Source organism: Stenotrophomonas sp. 63632_Sma, from assembly GCF_056482875.1.
This window is the reverse complement of the sequence record NZ_CM151220.1, coordinates 912931-929542: the sequence shown is the minus strand read 5'-3', so window position 1 is coordinate 929542 and position 16612 is coordinate 912931. Positions and strand designations below refer to the sequence as shown.

Here is a 16612-nt window from a genome sequence, read left to right as displayed (position 1 = left end):
AAAATCCTTTCCAATCAACAACCTGGAAGGATCACTCGGCGCCTGCGGCCTTCTGTTCAGGGGCCGCCGGGGTCTGGTAGATCAGGTACGGCTCGGACTTGTGCTCGATCACCGACTCGTCCACCACCACCTTGCTGACGTTTTCCTGCGACGGCAGGTCGTACATGGTGTCCAGCAGGACCGATTCGACGATGGTGCGCAGGCCACGGGCACCGGTCTTGCGCTTGAGCGCCTTCCTGGCGATGGCCGACAACGCGTCCGGACGGAACTCCAGCTCGACGTTCTCCATCTCGAACAGCTTCTTGAACTGCTTGGTGATGGCGTTCTTCGGCTCGGTCAGGATCCTGATCAGGGCCGGCTCGTCCAGCTCCTCCAGGGTCGCCACCACCGGCAGGCGGCCGACGAACTCGGGGATCAGGCCGAACTTGATCAGGTCTTCCGGCTCGACTTCGGCCAGCACCTTGCCCACTTCCTGCTTGCGCTCGCTGCTCTTCACCTTGGCGCCGAAGCCGATGCTGCCGACGTCGGTGGAACGGGCCTGAATCACCTTGTCCAGCCCGGCGAACGCGCCGCCGCAGATGAACAGGATGTTCTTGGTGTCCACCTGCAGGAATTCCTGCTGCGGGTGCTTGCGGCCGCCCTGCGGCGGAACGCTGGCCACGGTGCCTTCGATCAGCTTCAGCAGGGCCTGCTGCACGCCTTCGCCGGACACATCGCGGGTGATCGACGGGTTCTCGCTCTTGCGCGAGATCTTGTCGATTTCATCGATGTAGACGATGCCCTGCTGTGCCTTCTCGACGTCGTAGTCGCACTTCTGCAGCAGCTTCTGGATGATGTTCTCCACGTCCTCGCCCACGTAACCGGCTTCGGTCAGCGTGGTGGCGTCGGCCATGGTGAACGGCACGTTGAGCAGGCGGGCCAGGGTCTCGGCCAGCAGCGTCTTGCCCGAACCGGTCGGGCCGACCAGCAGGATGTTCGACTTCGCCAGTTCGACGTCGTCGTTCTTCTGTCGGCTCTCGATGCGCTTGTAGTGGTTGTACACGGCCACGGCCAAGGTGCGCTTGGCGCGGTTCTGGCCGATCACGTACTGGTCGAGGACCTCGAGGATCTCGCGCGGCTTGGGCAGCGAACTGCGCGCCGACTGCGCCTTTTCCTCAAGTTCCTCACGGATGATGTCGTTGCACAGCTCCACGCACTCATCGCAGATGAATACGCTCGGACCCGCAATCAGCTTGCGCACTTCATGCTGGCTCTTGCCGCAGAAAGAGCAGTAGAGGATCTTGCCGGTGTCCGTGGAACGACCTTGGCGGTCTTCGCTCATGCTTCGCTTACCCAGTTACCCCACCCGCTGAACGGGGGTTCGATTCGAGAATAGCACAGGGCCGAGGGGACACCAGTCCCGCCCGACCCTGCAGGAACGGGGCCTCCCTGGCCCCGTGATGGCCGGTCAGCCGGCCTGGATCGACTCGTCCGGACGACGCTCCAGGACCTGGTCGACCAGACCATAGGCCTGCGCCTCGAAGGCGCTCTTGAAGTTGTCGCGCTCGGTGTCGCGGGCGATCGTCTCCAGCGACTGGCCGGTGTGCTTGGCCAGCACCTCGTTCAGGCGCGAACGCAGGGTCAGGATCTCACGCGCGTGGATGTCGATGTCGGTGGCCTGGCCCTGGTAGCCACCCAGCGGCTGGTGGATCATCACGCGCGAGTTCGGCAGCGCATAGCGCTTGCCAGCTTCGCCCGCGGCCAGCAGCAGGGCGCCCATCGAGGCGGCCTGGCCGATGCAGGTGGTGCTCACATTCGGCTTGATGTACTGCATGGTGTCGTAGATCGCCATGCCGGCGGTGACCACGCCACCCGGCGAGTTGATGTAGATGTTGATGTCCTTTTCCGGGTTCTCCGACTCCAGGAACAGCAACTGCGCCACCACCACGTTGGCCATGTGATCGTCGATCGGGCCCACGAGGAAGATCAGGCGCTCTTTCAACAGGCGCGAATAGATGTCGTAGGCACGCTCGCCGCGGCTGGTCTGCTCGACCACCATCGGAACCAGGTTCAGGGCTTTGGTTCGGTTGTCCATTACGTGAGGTACCTATCTTGGGGGGCAACAACCCCGCGCCGGCAAAGGCGCGGGGCATCCGGTGATCCGCCCGGGCTTACTGGCGGATCGCGTCCTGGAACGACAGCTTCTCTTCGGTGTGCTGGGCACGTTCGGCGATCCAGTCGATCACCTGCTCTTCCATCACACGGTTCTGCAGGCCAGACATCAGCTGGGGGTCGTTGCGGTACATCTCAATGACCTGTTCCGGCTCTTCGTAGGTCGAAGCGATCAGACGCATCGTTTCGTTCAGGCGCTTGGCTTCCAGGCGCAGGTCGTTGATGCGGGCCACTTCACCGACCAGCAGGCCGACCAGCACGCGCTTGGCGGCCGCTTCCTTGAAGCCTTCGTGGGCATCGGCCGGGATCTCGCCGACGTTCTGGCCGTTGCGGCGGATCTGCTCGACCTGCTGGGCCAGCATGGCGCGGGCTTCGTTCTCGACCAGGCGCGGCGGCATTTCCACCGACGAATAGGCGGCGATCAGCTGCTCGCCCACTTCGCGGCGCAGGCGGTTCATCAGGGCACCCTTCAGCTCGCGCTCCAGGTTGGCGCGGATGTCGCTGCGGAACTGCTCGACGTCGCCGCCCTTCACGCCGAAGCTCTTGATGAAGGCTTCGTCGACCGCCGGCACGACCGGCTCGGACACTTCGGCAACCTTGACGGTCACCTGCACGGTCTTGCCGGCCAGCACCGGCACGCGCCAGTCAGCCGGGAACTCGACGTCCAGGGTCTTTTCTTCGCCCTTGGCCAGGCCGACCAGGCCCTTTTCGATGGTGTCGAACATCATGCCCTGGCCGAGCACGATCGAACCCTTCTCGGTGCCCTCGGCCGGCAGGCGCTCTTCGCCGGCCTGCGACCAGGTTTCCACCGCGACCAGGTCACCGTCCTGCGCGCCACGGCTGACCGGGGCCCAGGTACGACGCTGGTTCTGCAGGTTCTCGATCATCTGGTCGATGTCGGCGTCGGTGATCTCGGCGCTGTGGCGCACGACGGTCAGCTTGCTGACGTCGATGTCGCCGAAGTCCGGCACCACTTCCACGGTGGCCACGAAGGAGAATTCACCCTCGTCGCCCTTGTCGATGCGCGGGCTGCCGACGATGCGCAGGTCGTGCTCACGCACGGCGGCATCGAAGGTTTCGCGCAGCAGGCCGTCCAGCGCCTCGCCACGGACCTGCGCGCCGAAGCGCTGCTCGATCACCTTGGCCGGCACCTTGCCCGGACGGAAACCCTTGATGCGGGTGGTACGGGCGATTTCGCCCAGGCGGCCGACGATGTGGCTCTGCAGACGCTCTTCCGGCAGCGAGAAGCTCAGGCGGCGTTCCAGGTTGCCGGTGGATTCGATCGAAGCTTGCATGTTGACTCCTGCCACCGGTGGCCCACGCCCCCGGCTCGATGATTGGGATGAAACGGTTGTAAGGACACGACGTCTGGGACGCGCCTGCTTGCCGCAGCCCTTTAGTTTCGCCCAATTCGGCCTGCACTGCCAGCGCGTGCCGGTCAAGGGGGCGCAGATGGCCCGATCAGGGCGGGGACAGGCCGGCACTGGTGCGAAAGGGGGGACTCGAACCCCCACGCCTTGCGGCACTGGAACCTAAATCCAGGGCGTCTACCAATTCCGCCACTTTCGCGTGGCCGGCTCAGGCGTTCATTGTCGCAGGCGGGGGCAGGAAGCGGAAGGCCTGCACAAAACTGAATCTGCCGCGATGGCCGCGCCCCCTGCATCGCTGCCGCCCCGGCGGGCGCACCGCCCGCCAGGACGACTGCGGCTTACTGCTGCGGTACAGCGCGGGCCGGTGCCATGCCGGCATGTTCGGCGGGCGCCTCCCCCTTGCGGATCTCCACGCCCCCGTCGTCGGTACGGCGCAGGGCCACCGACTCCGGCATGGCCTTGCGCACATCCACCGAACCGTCCGCATTGCGCTGCACATCCACCGCGTCAGGCAGGACCTCCGCTTCCGCAGGCTGAGCCGGCTGCATCTGCATGGCGTCACCCACCGGGCGCGCCGGAGTGCTCTCCGTGCCCGCATCGCGTTCAACGGTCTTCGCGGGATCATTGGCCGGCGCGCAGGCAGCCAGCGCCATCAACGCGAAGGGAACCCACAGCGTGCGGTGCAATCGATTGATATCAGCCATCAACATCTTCCTTCGTGCATGCGCCTTCGGCGCGGAAGATCCATTGGGTGCGATGCAGGAAGGATGCGGTGAGAAGCAGCGCACAGCATTGAAAACACTGATGACGCGTATGCCCCTGATTTCAGCATCGCTTCAGTAGATCCACGCCATGCGCCGTTTCAGCAGATCCACACCATGCGTAGATGAAGCGCAACCCGGCGCGCAGACAAGAAAAAAGCCACTTGGCGAACCAAGTGGCTTTCGTCTGGTGGGCTGTCAAGGATTCGAACCTTGGACCTATTGATTAAGAGTCAACTGCTCTACCAACTGAGCTAACAGCCCGAAATCGGGGCGCGAATTATGACCCGATCCGCTCGGTGGGTGCAAGCACTTTTTTCAACATCGTTGAAACCAGCACTGCGGTCCCGCTGCATTGCAGATCCACGGCCAAGCGGGGCTCTGCAACCCGTGATCCATCGAAACGATGGGAGTCACACTTATAAGAAAAAAGCCACCTGGGATACCAGGTGGCTTCTGTCTTGGTGGGCCGTCAAGGATTCGAACCTTGGACCTATTGATTAAGAGTCAACTGCTCTACCAACTGAGCTAACGGCCCGTGAAACTCAGACACACATTGTAGCGTGCTTTCTGTTTATTGCAATACCGTTTCGGCTGCGCCGATGCGGTTGAATCAGTGGGGTGGCTGAGGGGATTCGAACCCCCGACCACCGGAATCACAATCCGGTACTCTAACCAACTGAGCTACAGCCACCACTGAAACTTTCGCTCCACCGCCGATGAGGCTGACGCTGGACCTTGATGCTTTGCTAGCGGGTGGAACCAGAAGTCCGTCCCCCAAGCGAGTCCGGCATTTTCCGGGAGTCGCGAAGGAATTGCAAGCACTTCTTCACATTGATGTGCAGGGGCCGGAACAGGAGATCAATGCTGCTCCGCCGAGGTCACGCGCGCGATGTCCGCATGCCCATCCAGGAATGACAGCGTGGCCTCCCCTTTCGGCGTGACCTGCAGCTGCAGGCGTGGCTGGCCAGCTCCGTCGAGCAACTGAAGCATCACGTTGCGCGACTGCGTCCTGCCAAGAAGCAACTCGACGGGTAATCGCTTGCACACCCTGCGCGTGCAAGCGCTCATCGTCGGCCCAGAACATCGGTCGCAACCGTCCATCGGCGACATCGTTTCGATCAAGTCGAACGACGTGTTGCGTTCGGCCGTCACCCCCATCAGCAGGCCAGCAAACGCCCGCGAGGCGACAGCGCCGAGGCAGAAAGGTAAGCCGCCGTTGGCGCCTGCGCCGCCGATGTACTTCGACCAGCACCTGCTTCACCTCACCCACGCCGTTCGAATCTGCATCCATCCCGAGCTAGAGAAGGCGCGTGCCGCACGCACCGGATGTCAGGCGCTGGCGAACAGCCCGCCCGTCGTCGGGCACGCCCCGAGAGCATGAACGCTTAGTGAACAAATCGTGAATGAATCTCAAATAGGGATGGGGGAGATCCATTCATACAACGTTAGCTGCAGGACATGGAACGCAGGGCGCGCGTTTGCAACCATGCCGGTTCCTGCAATGAAGGTGAGATCAATAGATGAGCAAGCGGCTAATCGGATTCGTCGCGCTGGCAGCCGTGCTGGCAGTGGCAGCCGTTGCAATGTCCGGCTACCGGCAGCAGGCAACTGCGGATGCCACGGCAGAGGAATCCGGGAAGAGTGGCAGCCTCGATGAACGGCCTGACCAGGGAAGGCAGCTTCCGGCGTCAGGTGCGGCGGCCGCGCAAAGGCTTGAGCGGGACAACAAAATCCCGCCGGGCTCGTACAAGGCCGTGGGCCCCAAGGCCTACGAAATCGTAAGAGGCAATGAGTTCCGGCCTCCCGGTGACGCACTCGCCCACGTCAAGCAACTGATGCTGCGCTCCGAATCCGGAGATGCCACGGCAACCTACGAAATCTATCGAACCATCGAGCAATGCCAGACCTTCATCTCGGATCGCGCTGACAAGCTGGCGGATTCGGCCACCACGGTCGGGGCCGGCAACTGGTTCCTGGAGCGGTCGGAACGAATCCTCAAAGAGTGTGAGTCGCTGGCTCTGGATCAGGACATCTATCACGCCGATTGGCTTTCGAAGGCCGCCGCCATGGGCTCGCAGGAAGCGATGCGCGCCTACTCGCGATCGCCGGAGAAAGTCATCGGTTCGCTTGATGACGCAATCCGTGATCCCGCGGCGCTCGAGGCGTGGAAGGACACCGCCACCGGATATCTGCGCGAGCTGGAATCACAAGGGAACGTCAATGTCATCAGCGACATGGCGATGGCCTACACCTATGGCGGCATCGTTCCTGCGGATCCCGTTGCGGCCCTGGCGTACACCCGCGTCCTCAACCGGCTGGACCCACGTTTTGCCACCACCGATGACATTGCCAACCATGAGAAAAACCTGAGCAGCCAAGAGAAAGAGAAAGCCCGCATTTCATCGAACGAAATCTTCAAGAACTGTTGCATCCCACGATAAGGACCTATTGTGAAAGCTAGACTGATTGGGATTATCCCTTCGCTTGGTAGAAACTCCATTCCCGCCATTGCAGGCGTGCTGCTGTTCATGGCGGCCGGGAGCCTTCAAGCGAAAAAGCTTCCTGGCGTCATCAACTGCACCGCCGGATGCACGCTGACAACCCCGTATCCCGATCCGGTGACCAACCAGCAGCTTTCCCAAGAGGTCAAGAATCTCAATGCCGGCCGGACCACGGTCTGGACAGCCCAGACGCGCGTCCAGACCGGCGATGTCCTGACCGTCTGCAACGGTATTTCCTGCGTCAACTACACGTGGCGAGGTGCAGGTTTCGACTCCGGCGAAGTGATTTCGACCGTCCTCCCGCCCAACTCCCGCGGCGGTGGTGGTGGCGGCGGCGGTGGCGGCGGCAGCGGCCCGATCAGCGGCGGCTGCCACGGCAACTGCGGCGGTGGCGGCAAGGTGCGAGTGGGCGAACTGGAACAGATGTGATCCATCCGGGGTGCACTCGACCAGAGTGCATCCATCGCGACCATCGCGACATGAGAAAGGCCAGCGCATAGCGCTGGCCTTTTTTCTTTGCCGGGTGCATTGCCCCATCCCAGGCGGCGCTGCTCAAGCACCTGCGGAGTGAGCCGATCGACGTCAGACGCCGGTCAACCGCAACCGGAATGACATCACGTCGTGCGACTGCACCCCATGCAAAGGGTATCTTTCATCGGAAAAGAGGAAGGTGGAATGCTCGCCACCCAGGGTCGTGCAGCCATCGAATGGGAACCAATGTTCACGGATGTGAGCACTTAAACCATTGATTCCAATGGCGCGCCCGACAGGAATCGAACCTGTAACCGCCGGCTTAGAAGGCCGGTGCTCTATCCAGTTGAGCTACGGGCGCCCGAACCGGAACGGTGTCCAATCCGACGTGATGTGGGATTGGTCGGGGTAGAGGGATTCGAACCCCCGACATCCTGCTCCCAAAGCAGGCGCGCTACCAGACTGCGCTATACCCCGGTCTTGCAATCCCCTCGGGTCAGGCCCGGGGAGCTGGTCATTGTCGCCAAGCGCATTGGGAACTGTCAACGCAGGATGCGCAGATCCGGCGCCTGCCACAACGCCGAAAGCGGTCATCGGCTATGCTCACGCCCATCGGCCGGATGGCCGTCCTGACCTTCATTCGCACGGAGAACGCGTATGCGCAGCGGCAACCCGGCTCTTTCCGAGTCCACCTTCCTCGACCTCGCCAGTGGCTCGGTGGTGACCAGCCCCGACCAGGCCATGACCCTCAACGGCACCGTCAACAAGACCGGTTTCCTGCTGCTGTTGACCGTATTAACGGCCGCTTTCGCCTGGAACCAGACCATCGGCGACTACGGCCAGGTCTTGCCCGGTGCCAGGCTGTATGCCATGGGCGGCGCCATCGGCGGCCTGGTGCTGGCGCTGATCACCGTGTTCAAGAAGGAGTGGTCGCCGGTCACCGCACCGATGTACGCGCTGGTGGAAGGCCTGTTCCTGGGCGCCATCTCGGCCGTGTTCAACGCCAAGTTCCCGGGCATCGTGTTCCAGGCGGTGCTGCTGACCTTTGGCACCCTGTTCGCGCTGCTGTTCGCGTACCGCAGCGGCCTGATCAAGGCCACCGAGAACTTCAAGATGGGCGTGGTCGCCGCCACTGGCGGCATCGCCCTGCTCTACCTCGCCTCGTTCGTGCTGGGCTTCTTCAACATCGACGTGCCGGTGATCCACGACTCCGGCTGGCTGGGCATTGCTTTCAGCCTGTTCGTGGTGGTCGTGGCCGCGCTGAATCTGGTGCTGGATTTCGACTTCATCGAAACCGGTGTCGCCCAGCGTGCACCGAAGTACATGGAGTGGTATGGCGCATTCGGCCTGATGGTGACCCTGGTCTGGCTGTATGTTGAATTCCTGCGCCTGCTGTCGAAGATCCAGCAGCGCTGAGCCGAAACATGCCGTAGACGACAAAGGGCGCCCTTCGTGGCGCCCTTTTTTGTTCTTCCCTCAGTGCGCCAGCAGTACCGGCAGCGACGACGCCAGCAACGCGATGCCTGACGCGGTCAGCAGGCCCAGCACGACCTGCCGGAAGCGTGCCTCGCTGATGCCGATGTAGACCCGCGCGCCCAGCAGGGTCGGCACCAGCATGGCCGGTGCCACGATGGCGAAGTACGGCAACATCTGCCGGCTCACCAGGCCGCTGCCGACATAGGTGGCCATGGTCACCGCCAGCATCGCCAAGTTGAAGTTCTGGATGACCGCGCGCTGTTCGTCCTTGCCGAAGCCTCGCAGGGTGCTCCACAACGTCGGCACCGGCCCGGCAAAGCCGCCGATGCCACTGAGCACGCCACCGGCCATGCCAGCAATCGCATCACCGATACGGCCGCCGACGCGGACCGGAGGCAACGAGCGCGCCATCAGCATCACCGGGCACCACAGCGCCAGGAAGCCACCCAGCAGCGCCTTGAACCAGTCCATGTCCAGCTGTGGCAGCACCGTCACGCCCAGCGGAATGCCGGCCAGCCCACCCAGCACGAACGGCAGCAGCAGGCGCAGGTTGAAACCGCGGCGCACGGTGAACACTGCGACCAGCTGCCCGACCAGCGCACCAAACACCGAAAGCGTCGCCGCCAGCCGCGGCTCCAGTCCCCACGCCCAGAACGACATCGCCACCATGCCAAAGGCGAAGCCGGACAGGCCCTGCACGAATCCGGCGACGATCGCGCCCAGCGCGACCAGCAGATACACCGACTCCATCACCACCTCGGTTGCTGCCGCGCGACTACCCCGCCGCGCCCACCGGTGCAGCGTAGTGCGCCGCAAGGTGCTCGACCAGCGCACGCACCTTCGGCGCCAGCGCCCGCGCGTGCGGATACAGCGCGAAGTAGCGCCGCTGTCCGGCGTGCCAGGCGGGCAGCACGCGGATCAGGCGGCCGGCACGCAGGTCCTCCTGCACGGTCAGCGCAGTGAACAGGCTGATGCCCATGCCAGCCAACGCAGCGGCATACAACGCTGGCGTCGCATCCACCCGCAGGCGCTGCCCCGCCTCGATGCTCGCGGCGGCACCGCGTGGCCCCTGCAGCTGCCAGGGCGACATCGCCGCTGTGGGACTGAAACCCAGCAGCGTGTGCTGTGCGAGGTCCGAAGCCTGCCGGGGCAGACCGTGCCGCGCCAGATAGGCCGGTGCGGCGACCAGGATGCGTGGGCAGCTGGCCAGCTCGCGCGCGACCAGCTGGCTGTCCGGCAAGGAAGGCGCGATGCGCAGCGCCAGGTCGAAGCCGCCCCCGACCACATCAACCAGCTGGTCGTCGGCGGAAAGATCCAGCGTGACCTGTGGGTAGCGCTGCAGGAACGACGGCAACCAATGCGGCAGCTCCTGGCTGGCGACCACCTGCGGCACGCTGATCCGCACGGTGCCGCTGGGCTGTGCCTGCCCTGCGCGTGCGCGGTCATCCGCCTCCTGCAGGCGATCCAGCAGCGCTGCCGCCTCGCGGTAGTAGTCGCGACCGGCTTCCGTCAGTGACAGCCGGCGGCTGTTGCGATCGAGCAGTCGAACCTCTAGATGTTCTTCCAGCTGCCGCAGTTGCCGTGACATCGCCGAATGGGTGGTACCCAGTCGTTCGGCGGCGGCGGTGAAACTGCCTGCATCGACGATGGCGCGCAGCGCACGCAGGGCGGCGAAATGGTCCATCGGCGGGCAGCTCCAGGTGGCGGGGCCCGCGGCGTGCGGGCCCCGTCAGCTTATCAAGCGCCGTCGCCGGCCTTGCGCACCGGCAGTGCCAGGATCGCGTCAGTCGCCATGACATCGCCGAAGGTGTCCTCAATCTGCGCCAGCGAGGCGTCATGCAGCGCGCGATGACCGATGCGCTGGCCTCCGGCAAGATCCAGATCACGGCTGGCAGTTGCATCGGACGACACGATGACGCGGTAGCCACGCGGTGCCGCTGCGGCATCGCGGGCGGCACCGGCCACGCAGGCATGGGTCTGCAGGCCGGTGACGATCAGGGTGTCGATGCCGGCATCCTTCAGCACCTGGTCGAGCACTGCGGCCGAGTCACCGGCGAACACGCTGACGTTGTCCTTCTGCACCACGGTCTCACCTTTGCGCGGCTGCAGGTCGCGATGGAAGGCGGCATTGACGCTGCCCTGCGCGAACAGCGGCGCACCAGCCGGCAACACGTGCTGCACATGGATCACGCGGATGCCGTGGGCATCGGCGAACTCGACCACCCGCTTCGCCTGCCGCAGTGCGGCCACGCCATCGGGGATGACCATGCGGCCACCGGCGAAGCCCGGCGCAGCGCTGCCGTCGAAGTATTCGTTCTGGAAGTCGATCACCAGCACGGCGGTCTTCGCCGCATCCAGCGAAGCCACAACGGGTGCGCCAGCCATGTGGCGAATGGTGGGATGGGCCGGTTCGGCAGCGGTGACGGGGGTAACGGCGGCCATGCCGATCAGGCTGGCCAGACCAAAGGCGGTGAGGTTCATGTTCAAGCTCCTGTGCGGTGGAAAGTGGGCACATGATGCGGAGCGGACGGCGCACGAACCAGCCATGCAAAAGCACATGATCTGTGCAAATTTCGCACAGAATGTCCTTGTAGCGTCGAGCCATGCTCGACTACGCAGGAGCAGTCGAGCATGGCTCGACTCTACTGGGCCAGCTTGACCCCATTGAGTCGCACGATCATCGCGTGGTCACGACCCAGCACCACTTCGGCGGTATTGCTGCCCGCGCGCACGGCACGTGCAAGGCCCGCCGGATACTTCACTGGGACGCCGGCCAGGGTCTGCACATGCTGGGCCGGAGAGATCCTGCTCCTGATCACGAACTCGGCACAGCTGCCTTCGAGCAGATACACAGGCGATCCTGCCGGAAATTCGATCAACCGCAGGATGCGCGCCTCGCCCTCCTGCATGCTGCGGAGGGGCGCCCCCTGCGTCCGCAGGCGGCGCAGCGCGCGCTGGGCGCGGGACCACGGCCAGTAGAAGATGGCGTAGATCGCCACGCCGACAGCATAGACGGCAACGGCCGCCACGACCCACACGGCCGCCTCAGGCATCTGAAAAAATCCTGTCGGTGAAAAACCGCAGTTGAAAACGCAGACGGGCCGTACAAGGACGGCCCGTCTTCAACGCATGCAGGCCCGGCCTGGACATCGCCGAGACGATCTCCAGCCGGATCGCCGGCCGCTTACAGGCGGCTGGCGATGGCCTGGGCGAAGCTCATGGTGGTGCCGGTGCCGCCCAGGTCGCCGGTCAGCGAATCCTTGGCTTCCATGGTCGCCACGATGGCCTTGCGCAGGCGCTCGGCATTTTCCGGCTGGCCGACATGGTCCAGCATCTGCGCGGCTGCCAGCAGCAGCGCGCACGGATTGGCCTTGCCCTGGCCAGCGATGTCCGGCGCGGTGCCGTGCACGGCTTCGAAGATCGCCGCGTCCTTGCCGATGTTGGCACCCGGGGCCAGGCCCAGGCCGCCGACGAGGCCGGCGCACAGGTCGGAGATGATGTCGCCGAACAGGTTGGTGGTGACGATCACGTCGAACTGTTCCGGACGCATCACCAGCTGCATGCAGCAGTTGTCGACGATCATTTCCTGGAATTCGATGTCCGGGTACTGCGCAGCCACTTCACGGGCGACATTCAGGAACAGGCCCGAGGTCGACTTGATGATGTTGGCCTTGTGTACGGCGGTGACCTTCTTGCGGCCGGTGCTCTTGGCCAGCTCGAAGGCGTAGCGCACGATGCGCTCGGAGCCCTTGCGGGTGATGCGGGTGCCGGAGAAGGCGGTCTCGCCGTCGGCCGACACTTCCTGGCCTTCGGCCAGGTAGGCACCTTCGGTATTCTCACGCACGGTGATCAGGTCGACGTTGTCGAAACGCGACTTGGTGTTCGGGAAGGTGTGGGCCGGACGCACATTGGCGTACAGGTCGAAGTGACGGCGCAGGCTGACGTTGATCGAGGTGAAGCCACCACCGACCGGGGTGGTCAGCGGGCTCTTCAGCGCGACCTTGTTGCGCGCGATCGATTCCAGGGTCACCGCCGGCATCAGGTCGCCGTGCTTTTCCAGGGCCACCAGGCCGGCGTCGGCGTCTTCGTACTCCAGGCCAGTCTTGAGCTGGTCGAGCACGAACAGGGTGGCGTCCATGATTTCCGGGCCAATGCCGTCGCCGCGGATGACCGTAATTTTCTGCGTCATTGATCGATGTTCCGAACAGGGGGAAAAACGCCGTCCGGACGTGCCCGGAAACGCCGGCGCAAAGGAAGTTTCACCGGCAATTATGCCTGAGCCGGGGCCGAGGTCCCAAATAGACCATGGTCCCAGTGCCCGGCTCAGGCAGAATTGCCCGCGCATCCCACCTTATCCCCGCACCTGTCGGCGCGCCCCCTTGAGCAAACCGCTCTGCGGTTTGCCCGCGCATTCCACCTTATCCCCCCGCCTACCGGCGCGCCCCCTTGAACAACAAGGGGGCTCCTGGGCTGTTGGATCGCGGGAACGGCCCCTGCGTACCAGGTAGCGCCGGGCCACGCCCGGCGGCCGTTCGTTCAGGTGTCCGCCGGGCATGGCCCGGCGCTACCTCAGTGCGCGTGCGCTTCGGGGGCGGCGGCGCCGCCTTCGAGCTGGTCGAGGAAGTCGACCGCGCGGCGCAGGTGCGGGATCACGATCGAGCCGCCGACCACCAGGCCGACCGAGAAGGTCTCGAAGAACTCTTCTCGGGTCACCCCGGCGTCCTTGCACTGGGCCACGTGGTAGCTGATGCAGTCGTCGCAGCGCAGCACCATCGAGGCCACCAGGCCCAGCAGTTCCTTGGTCTTCACATCCAGCGCGCCGGCCTGGTAGGTCTGCGTGTCCAGCGCGAAGAAGCGGCGCACCACCTGGTTCGGCTCGCCCAGGATCCGCTCGTTCATGCGCTTGCGGAAGTCGGTGAACTCGGCGATGCGGTCCTTGCTGCCGTCGTCGGCCGCGCTCATGCCTGGCCCTGCCCGGCCAGCAGCGGCTCGAGCTTGCCTTCACGGTGCAGGGCCATCATGTCGTCGTAGCCGCCCACGTGGACGTCGCCGACGAAGATCTGCGGCACGCTGGTACGGCGGGTCAGTGCCATCATCTTCTCGCGCTCGACCGGGTCCAGGTCGATGCGGACCTCGGTCCACTGCTGGCCCTTGCTCTTCAGGAAGTTCTTGGCGGCCACGCAGTACGGGCAGACGGCGGTGGAATAGATGGTGATGGCGGGGGCACCGCCGGCGGTCTGGGCTGTCACGGGAAACTCCACGATGGATCGACGGTCTACATATGGTACCGGTGCGCTGGAATTTCCACGCCACGGCCGCAACACTGTGGATTAACGAATGGTTGCCCCCCACCCTGCCACGCTTGGCGCGCCCTGCCCGAGGACCCACTGCTTGCGAGCCCTGCTGCTGACTACCGCCGTCACCCTGGCCCTGGCCATGCCGCTCGCCCAGGCCCAGGAGAAGCTGCCCGACATCGGCTCCTCGGCCGGCGAGCTGCTGACCCCGGCCCGCCAGGCCGAGTACGGCGCGATGATGCTGCGCGAGCTGCGCAACTACGGCTACCTGCTGGATGACCCGCTGGTCAACGACTGGCTGCAGACCATGGGTACCCGGCTCGGCTCCAACAGCGACCAGCCTCGCCAGCCGTACACCTTCTTCGTGATGAAGGACCGCCAGATCAACGCCTTCGCCACGCTGGGCGGCTACATCGGGGTCAATGCCGGCCTGGTGCTGACCGCCGAGCGCGAAGACGAGGTGGCTGCGGTGCTGTCGCACGAAATCGCGCACGTCACCCAGCAGCACGTGCTGCGCGGGGTCGAGCGTGCCCAGCGCGACCAGATCCCGATCCTGCTCGGCATGCTGGCGGCGGTGGTGGCCGCACAGGCCAGCAACAGCACGTCGTCCGGCAACGCGACGATGGCCGCGATCAGCTCGGGCATGGGCCTGATGCAGCAGCGCCAGATCAACTACACCCGGTCCAACGAGTCCGAGGCCGATCGCCTCGGCATCCGTACCCTGTCGCGCAGCGGTTACGACGTGGACGCCATGGCCGGCTTCTTCGAGCGGATGGCATCGGCGATGCGCGGCAACGAGGGTGGCTACAGCGTGCCCGAATTCCTGCGCACCCATCCGGTCAACATCACCCGCATCAGCGAGGCGAAGGCCCGCGCCGACCAGATGAAGAAGGACACGGTGCTGCTGACCACCAGCACCCCCAGCGGCGAGCGCAGGGAGCGCGTGGACCCGGCCGATCCCAGCCTGGCCGAACCCCTGTTGCGCGGAACCAACCCGCTGCTGCCCAGCAGCGTGCTGCGCATCCCGATGGGCCAGCTCAGCCGCGGCGCCAGTGGCGACTTCGACTGGGCCCGCGAGCGCCTGCGCGTGCTCAGCGCGGATTCCACCCCCGAGCTGGAACGCGAGTATGCCGATCTGGCCAAGCGTCAGAAGGACGGCCTCAACGATGCCCAGCGCTATGGCCAGGCGCTGGCGGTGATGCGCAGCGGTCGCGCCGGCGCCACCCAGGCCCGGCAGACCTTGGCAGGCCTGCTGCAGACCCGCCCGGACAACCTGTGGCTGGCTCTGGGGCTGGGCGAGGCCGAATCGCGTGCAGGCCAGACCGCCCAGGCCAACAGCCGCTTCGAGCAGCTGCTGCGCCAGCACCCCAACAGCCGTCCGGTGGCGCTGACCTATGCCGAGATCCTGAACGAACAGGGCAGCCGCGAGGCGGGCCAGCGCGCGCAGGCCATGCTGCGGCCCCTGCTGTCGCAAAGCGGTAACGATCCGGTCTTCCAGCAGCGGTACGCCCGCGCCAGCGAGTTGGCCGGCGACAGCGTGCGTGCCAGCGAGGCCTACGCCGAGGCGGCCTTCCTCAGCGGCCGGCCGGAACAGTCGCTGATGCAGCTGCAGGCGCTCAAGCGCAATCCGGCGCTGGACTACGTAGGCCGGGCACGGGTGGATGCGCGCATCGAGGCGATCACCCCCACCGTGCTGGAGCTGCGCCGGCAGGGCGTGCAGGACCCGGACCTGGACCGCCGCTGAGCGCTGCATGACCGGCCGATGGCAATCCCGACCGGTTCCGGCCAGGTAGTCACAAACATGTCATCAAACCGTAGTCTACTGGCACCACTCCAGTAACCGAGCCCTACGGTGTCCTCGTGCAGAAACGCATCCTGATCGTCGATGACGAGCCCGCGATCCGTGAAATGGTCGCCTTCGCCCTGCGCAAGGGCGATTACGAACCGGTCCACGCCGGCGACGCCCGTGAGGCCCAGACCGCCATCGCCGACCGCGTCCCCGACCTGATCCTGCTGGACTGGATGCTGCCCGGCACCAGCGGCCTGGACCTGGCCCGCCGCTGGCGCAAGGAAACCCTGACCCGCGAAGTGCCGATCATCATGCTGACCGCCCGCGGCGAAGAGAACGACCGCGTGGGTGGCCTTGAAGCCGGCGTCGACGACTATGTGGTCAAGCCGTTCTCGGCGCGCGAGCTGCTGGCCCGCATCCGTGCGGTGATGCGCCGCGCCCGCGAGGACGACGAGGACGGCAGCGTGGCGGTCGGCCCGATCCGCATCGACGGTGCCGCCCATCGCGTGTTCGCCAACGACCAGCCGGTGCCGATCGGCCCGACCGAATACCGCCTGCTGCACTTCTTCATGACCCACCCGGAGCGCGTCTATACCCGCGCCCAGCTGCTGGACCATGTGTGGGGCGGCAGCGTGTACGTGGAGGAGCGCACCATCGACGTGCACATCCGCCGCCTGCGCAAGACGCTGGAACCGTTCAACGCCGAAAACATGGTGCAGACCGTGCGCGGCGCCGGCTACCGCTTCTCCACTGCTACCTGAGCCTCGTCGTGCCGGCGCCGGCAACTCTGCTATAA

The 16612-nt window shown here is 65.1% G+C and carries 18 protein-coding genes and 6 tRNA genes; 6 read left to right on the top strand and 18 right to left on the bottom strand.

Going from position 1 to position 16612, the window contains the following annotated elements:
* Positions 1-31: 31 nt before the first annotated feature.
* The 9 genes from clpX to ACZK45_RS04230 all read right to left on the bottom strand — a co-directional run bounded on the left by clpX (position 32) and on the right by ACZK45_RS04230 (position 5278).
* Positions 32-1321: an ATP-dependent Clp protease ATP-binding subunit ClpX gene (gene clpX, locus ACZK45_RS04270; protein WP_032129320.1), complete on the bottom strand. Its 1290-nt coding sequence runs from the start codon at positions 1319-1321 to the stop codon at positions 32-34.
* 126 nt (positions 1322-1447) lie between these two features.
* Positions 1448-2074, bottom strand: coding sequence for an ATP-dependent Clp endopeptidase proteolytic subunit ClpP (gene clpP / locus ACZK45_RS04265; RefSeq protein ID WP_004146318.1), 627 nt, complete (start codon positions 2072-2074; stop codon positions 1448-1450).
* Positions 2075-2150: 76 nt separating this feature from the next.
* Entirely contained in the window at positions 2151-3446 is a 1296-nt protein-coding gene (tig, locus tag ACZK45_RS04260) for a trigger factor (RefSeq protein ID WP_049400909.1), read from the bottom strand.
* A gap of 189 nt (positions 3447-3635) precedes the next feature.
* Positions 3636-3720 (bottom strand) — tRNA-Leu (locus ACZK45_RS04255).
* Positions 3721-3859: 139 nt separating this feature from the next.
* Complete coding sequence (locus ACZK45_RS04250; protein WP_071228865.1) at positions 3860-4225, bottom strand: hypothetical protein; 366 nt, start codon at positions 4223-4225, stop codon at positions 3860-3862.
* A 245-nt stretch (positions 4226-4470) separates the two neighbouring features.
* Positions 4471-4546: transfer RNA gene (locus tag ACZK45_RS04245), tRNA-Lys, on the bottom strand.
* 198 nt (positions 4547-4744) lie between these two features.
* A tRNA-Lys gene (locus ACZK45_RS04240) sits at positions 4745-4820 on the bottom strand.
* 79 nt (positions 4821-4899) lie between these two features.
* Positions 4900-4976, bottom strand: a tRNA-His gene (locus ACZK45_RS04235).
* A 167-nt stretch (positions 4977-5143) separates the two neighbouring features.
* Positions 5144-5278 (bottom strand): hypothetical protein, encoded by a 135-nt coding sequence (locus ACZK45_RS04230; RefSeq protein WP_478445489.1) that lies wholly within the window; start codon positions 5276-5278, stop codon positions 5144-5146.
* A 46-nt stretch (positions 5279-5324) separates the two neighbouring features.
* Here ACZK45_RS04230 and ACZK45_RS04225 point away from each other — a divergent pair, with 46 nt between their 5' ends.
* From ACZK45_RS04225 to ACZK45_RS04215, 3 genes are all read left to right on the top strand, one after another.
* A complete protein-coding gene (locus ACZK45_RS04225) occupies positions 5325-5666 on the top strand; it encodes a hypothetical protein (RefSeq protein WP_478445488.1) in 342 nt (113 codons plus the stop codon).
* Between the two features lie 139 nt (positions 5667-5805).
* On the top strand, positions 5806-6726 hold the full coding sequence (locus ACZK45_RS04220; protein ID WP_071228867.1) for a hypothetical protein: 921 nt from the start codon (positions 5806-5808) through the stop codon (positions 6724-6726).
* A 75-nt stretch (positions 6727-6801) separates the two neighbouring features.
* On the top strand, positions 6802-7215 hold the full coding sequence (locus ACZK45_RS04215) for a hypothetical protein (RefSeq protein ID WP_478445487.1): 414 nt from the start codon (positions 6802-6804) through the stop codon (positions 7213-7215).
* 326 nt (positions 7216-7541) lie between these two features.
* Here the strand turns inward: ACZK45_RS04215 and ACZK45_RS04210 are convergent.
* A tRNA-Arg gene (locus tag ACZK45_RS04210) sits at positions 7542-7618 on the bottom strand.
* A gap of 39 nt (positions 7619-7657) precedes the next feature.
* Positions 7658-7734, bottom strand: a tRNA-Pro gene (locus ACZK45_RS04205).
* Positions 7735-7914: 180 nt separating this feature from the next.
* Here ACZK45_RS04205 and ACZK45_RS04200 point away from each other — a divergent pair.
* Complete coding sequence (locus ACZK45_RS04200) at positions 7915-8673, top strand: Bax inhibitor-1/YccA family protein (protein WP_032129086.1); 759 nt, start codon at positions 7915-7917, stop codon at positions 8671-8673.
* Positions 8674-8733: 60 nt separating this feature from the next.
* Here the strand turns inward: ACZK45_RS04200 and ACZK45_RS04195 are convergent, their stop codons facing one another.
* The 7 genes from ACZK45_RS04195 to grxC form a co-directional block, all read right to left on the bottom strand.
* The gene (locus ACZK45_RS04195; protein WP_293796629.1) at positions 8734-9483 is read right to left on the bottom strand and encodes a sulfite exporter TauE/SafE family protein; all 750 of its coding nucleotides are present in this window, start codon (positions 9481-9483) and stop codon (positions 8734-8736) included.
* A gap of 25 nt (positions 9484-9508) precedes the next feature.
* Positions 9509-10417 carry a LysR family transcriptional regulator gene (locus ACZK45_RS04190; protein ID WP_478445486.1) on the bottom strand — a complete coding sequence of 303 codons (909 nt, stop codon included), beginning with the start codon at positions 10415-10417 and terminating at the stop codon, positions 9509-9511.
* Between the two features lie 53 nt (positions 10418-10470).
* Positions 10471-11214, bottom strand: coding sequence for a cysteine hydrolase family protein (locus ACZK45_RS04185; RefSeq protein WP_478445485.1), 744 nt, complete (start codon positions 11212-11214; stop codon positions 10471-10473).
* A gap of 161 nt (positions 11215-11375) precedes the next feature.
* The gene (locus ACZK45_RS04180) at positions 11376-11786 is read right to left on the bottom strand and encodes a hypothetical protein (protein ID WP_125895358.1); all 411 of its coding nucleotides are present in this window, start codon (positions 11784-11786) and stop codon (positions 11376-11378) included.
* Between the two features lie 131 nt (positions 11787-11917).
* Positions 11918-12922: an isocitrate dehydrogenase gene (locus ACZK45_RS04175; RefSeq protein WP_032129081.1), complete on the bottom strand. Its 1005-nt coding sequence runs from the start codon at positions 12920-12922 to the stop codon at positions 11918-11920.
* A 380-nt stretch (positions 12923-13302) separates the two neighbouring features.
* A complete protein-coding gene (locus ACZK45_RS04170; protein ID WP_004146041.1) occupies positions 13303-13695 on the bottom strand; it encodes a carboxymuconolactone decarboxylase family protein in 393 nt (130 codons plus the stop codon).
* Positions 13692-13982: a glutaredoxin 3 gene (grxC, locus tag ACZK45_RS04165; protein WP_049400919.1), complete on the bottom strand. Its 291-nt coding sequence runs from the start codon at positions 13980-13982 to the stop codon at positions 13692-13694. The genes ACZK45_RS04170 and grxC overlap by 4 nt, the downstream gene beginning before the upstream one ends.
* Positions 13983-14124: 142 nt before the next feature.
* Here grxC and ACZK45_RS04160 point away from each other — a divergent pair, with 142 nt between their 5' ends.
* Entirely contained in the window at positions 14125-15771 is a 1647-nt protein-coding gene (locus ACZK45_RS04160; RefSeq protein WP_032129079.1) for a M48 family metalloprotease, read from the top strand.
* 116 nt (positions 15772-15887) lie between these two features.
* On the top strand, positions 15888-16577 hold the full coding sequence (phoB, locus tag ACZK45_RS04155) for a phosphate regulon transcriptional regulator PhoB (protein ID WP_005408258.1): 690 nt from the start codon (positions 15888-15890) through the stop codon (positions 16575-16577).
* The last annotated feature ends 35 nt before the right edge of the window (positions 16578-16612 follow it).

Excerpts from the sequence above, each read along its gene's own strand:
- clpX (WP_032129320.1), bottom strand. The coding sequence starts at position 1,321 with ATGAGCGAAGACCGCCAAGGTCGTTCCACGGACACCGGCAAGATCCTC.
- clpP (WP_004146318.1), bottom strand. The coding sequence starts at position 2,074 with ATGGACAACCGAACCAAAGCCCTGAACCTGGTTCCGATGGTGGTCGAG.
- tig (WP_049400909.1), bottom strand. The coding sequence starts at position 3,446 with ATGCAAGCTTCGATCGAATCCACCGGCAACCTGGAACGCCGCCTGAGC.
- ACZK45_RS04250 (WP_071228865.1), bottom strand. The coding sequence starts at position 4,225 with ATGGCTGATATCAATCGATTGCACCGCACGCTGTGGGTTCCCTTCGCG.
- ACZK45_RS04220 (WP_071228867.1), top strand. The coding sequence starts at position 5,806 with ATGAGCAAGCGGCTAATCGGATTCGTCGCGCTGGCAGCCGTGCTGGCA.
- ACZK45_RS04200 (WP_032129086.1), top strand. The coding sequence starts at position 7,915 with ATGCGCAGCGGCAACCCGGCTCTTTCCGAGTCCACCTTCCTCGACCTC.
- ACZK45_RS04195 (WP_293796629.1), bottom strand. The coding sequence starts at position 9,483 with ATGGAGTCGGTGTATCTGCTGGTCGCGCTGGGCGCGATCGTCGCCGGA.
- ACZK45_RS04190 (WP_478445486.1), bottom strand. The coding sequence starts at position 10,417 with ATGGACCATTTCGCCGCCCTGCGTGCGCTGCGCGCCATCGTCGATGCA.
- ACZK45_RS04185 (WP_478445485.1), bottom strand. The coding sequence starts at position 11,214 with ATGAACCTCACCGCCTTTGGTCTGGCCAGCCTGATCGGCATGGCCGCC.
- ACZK45_RS04180 (WP_125895358.1), bottom strand. The coding sequence starts at position 11,786 with ATGCCTGAGGCGGCCGTGTGGGTCGTGGCGGCCGTTGCCGTCTATGCT.
- ACZK45_RS04175 (WP_032129081.1), bottom strand. The coding sequence starts at position 12,922 with ATGACGCAGAAAATTACGGTCATCCGCGGCGACGGCATTGGCCCGGAA.
- ACZK45_RS04170 (WP_004146041.1), bottom strand. The coding sequence starts at position 13,695 with ATGAGCGCGGCCGACGACGGCAGCAAGGACCGCATCGCCGAGTTCACC.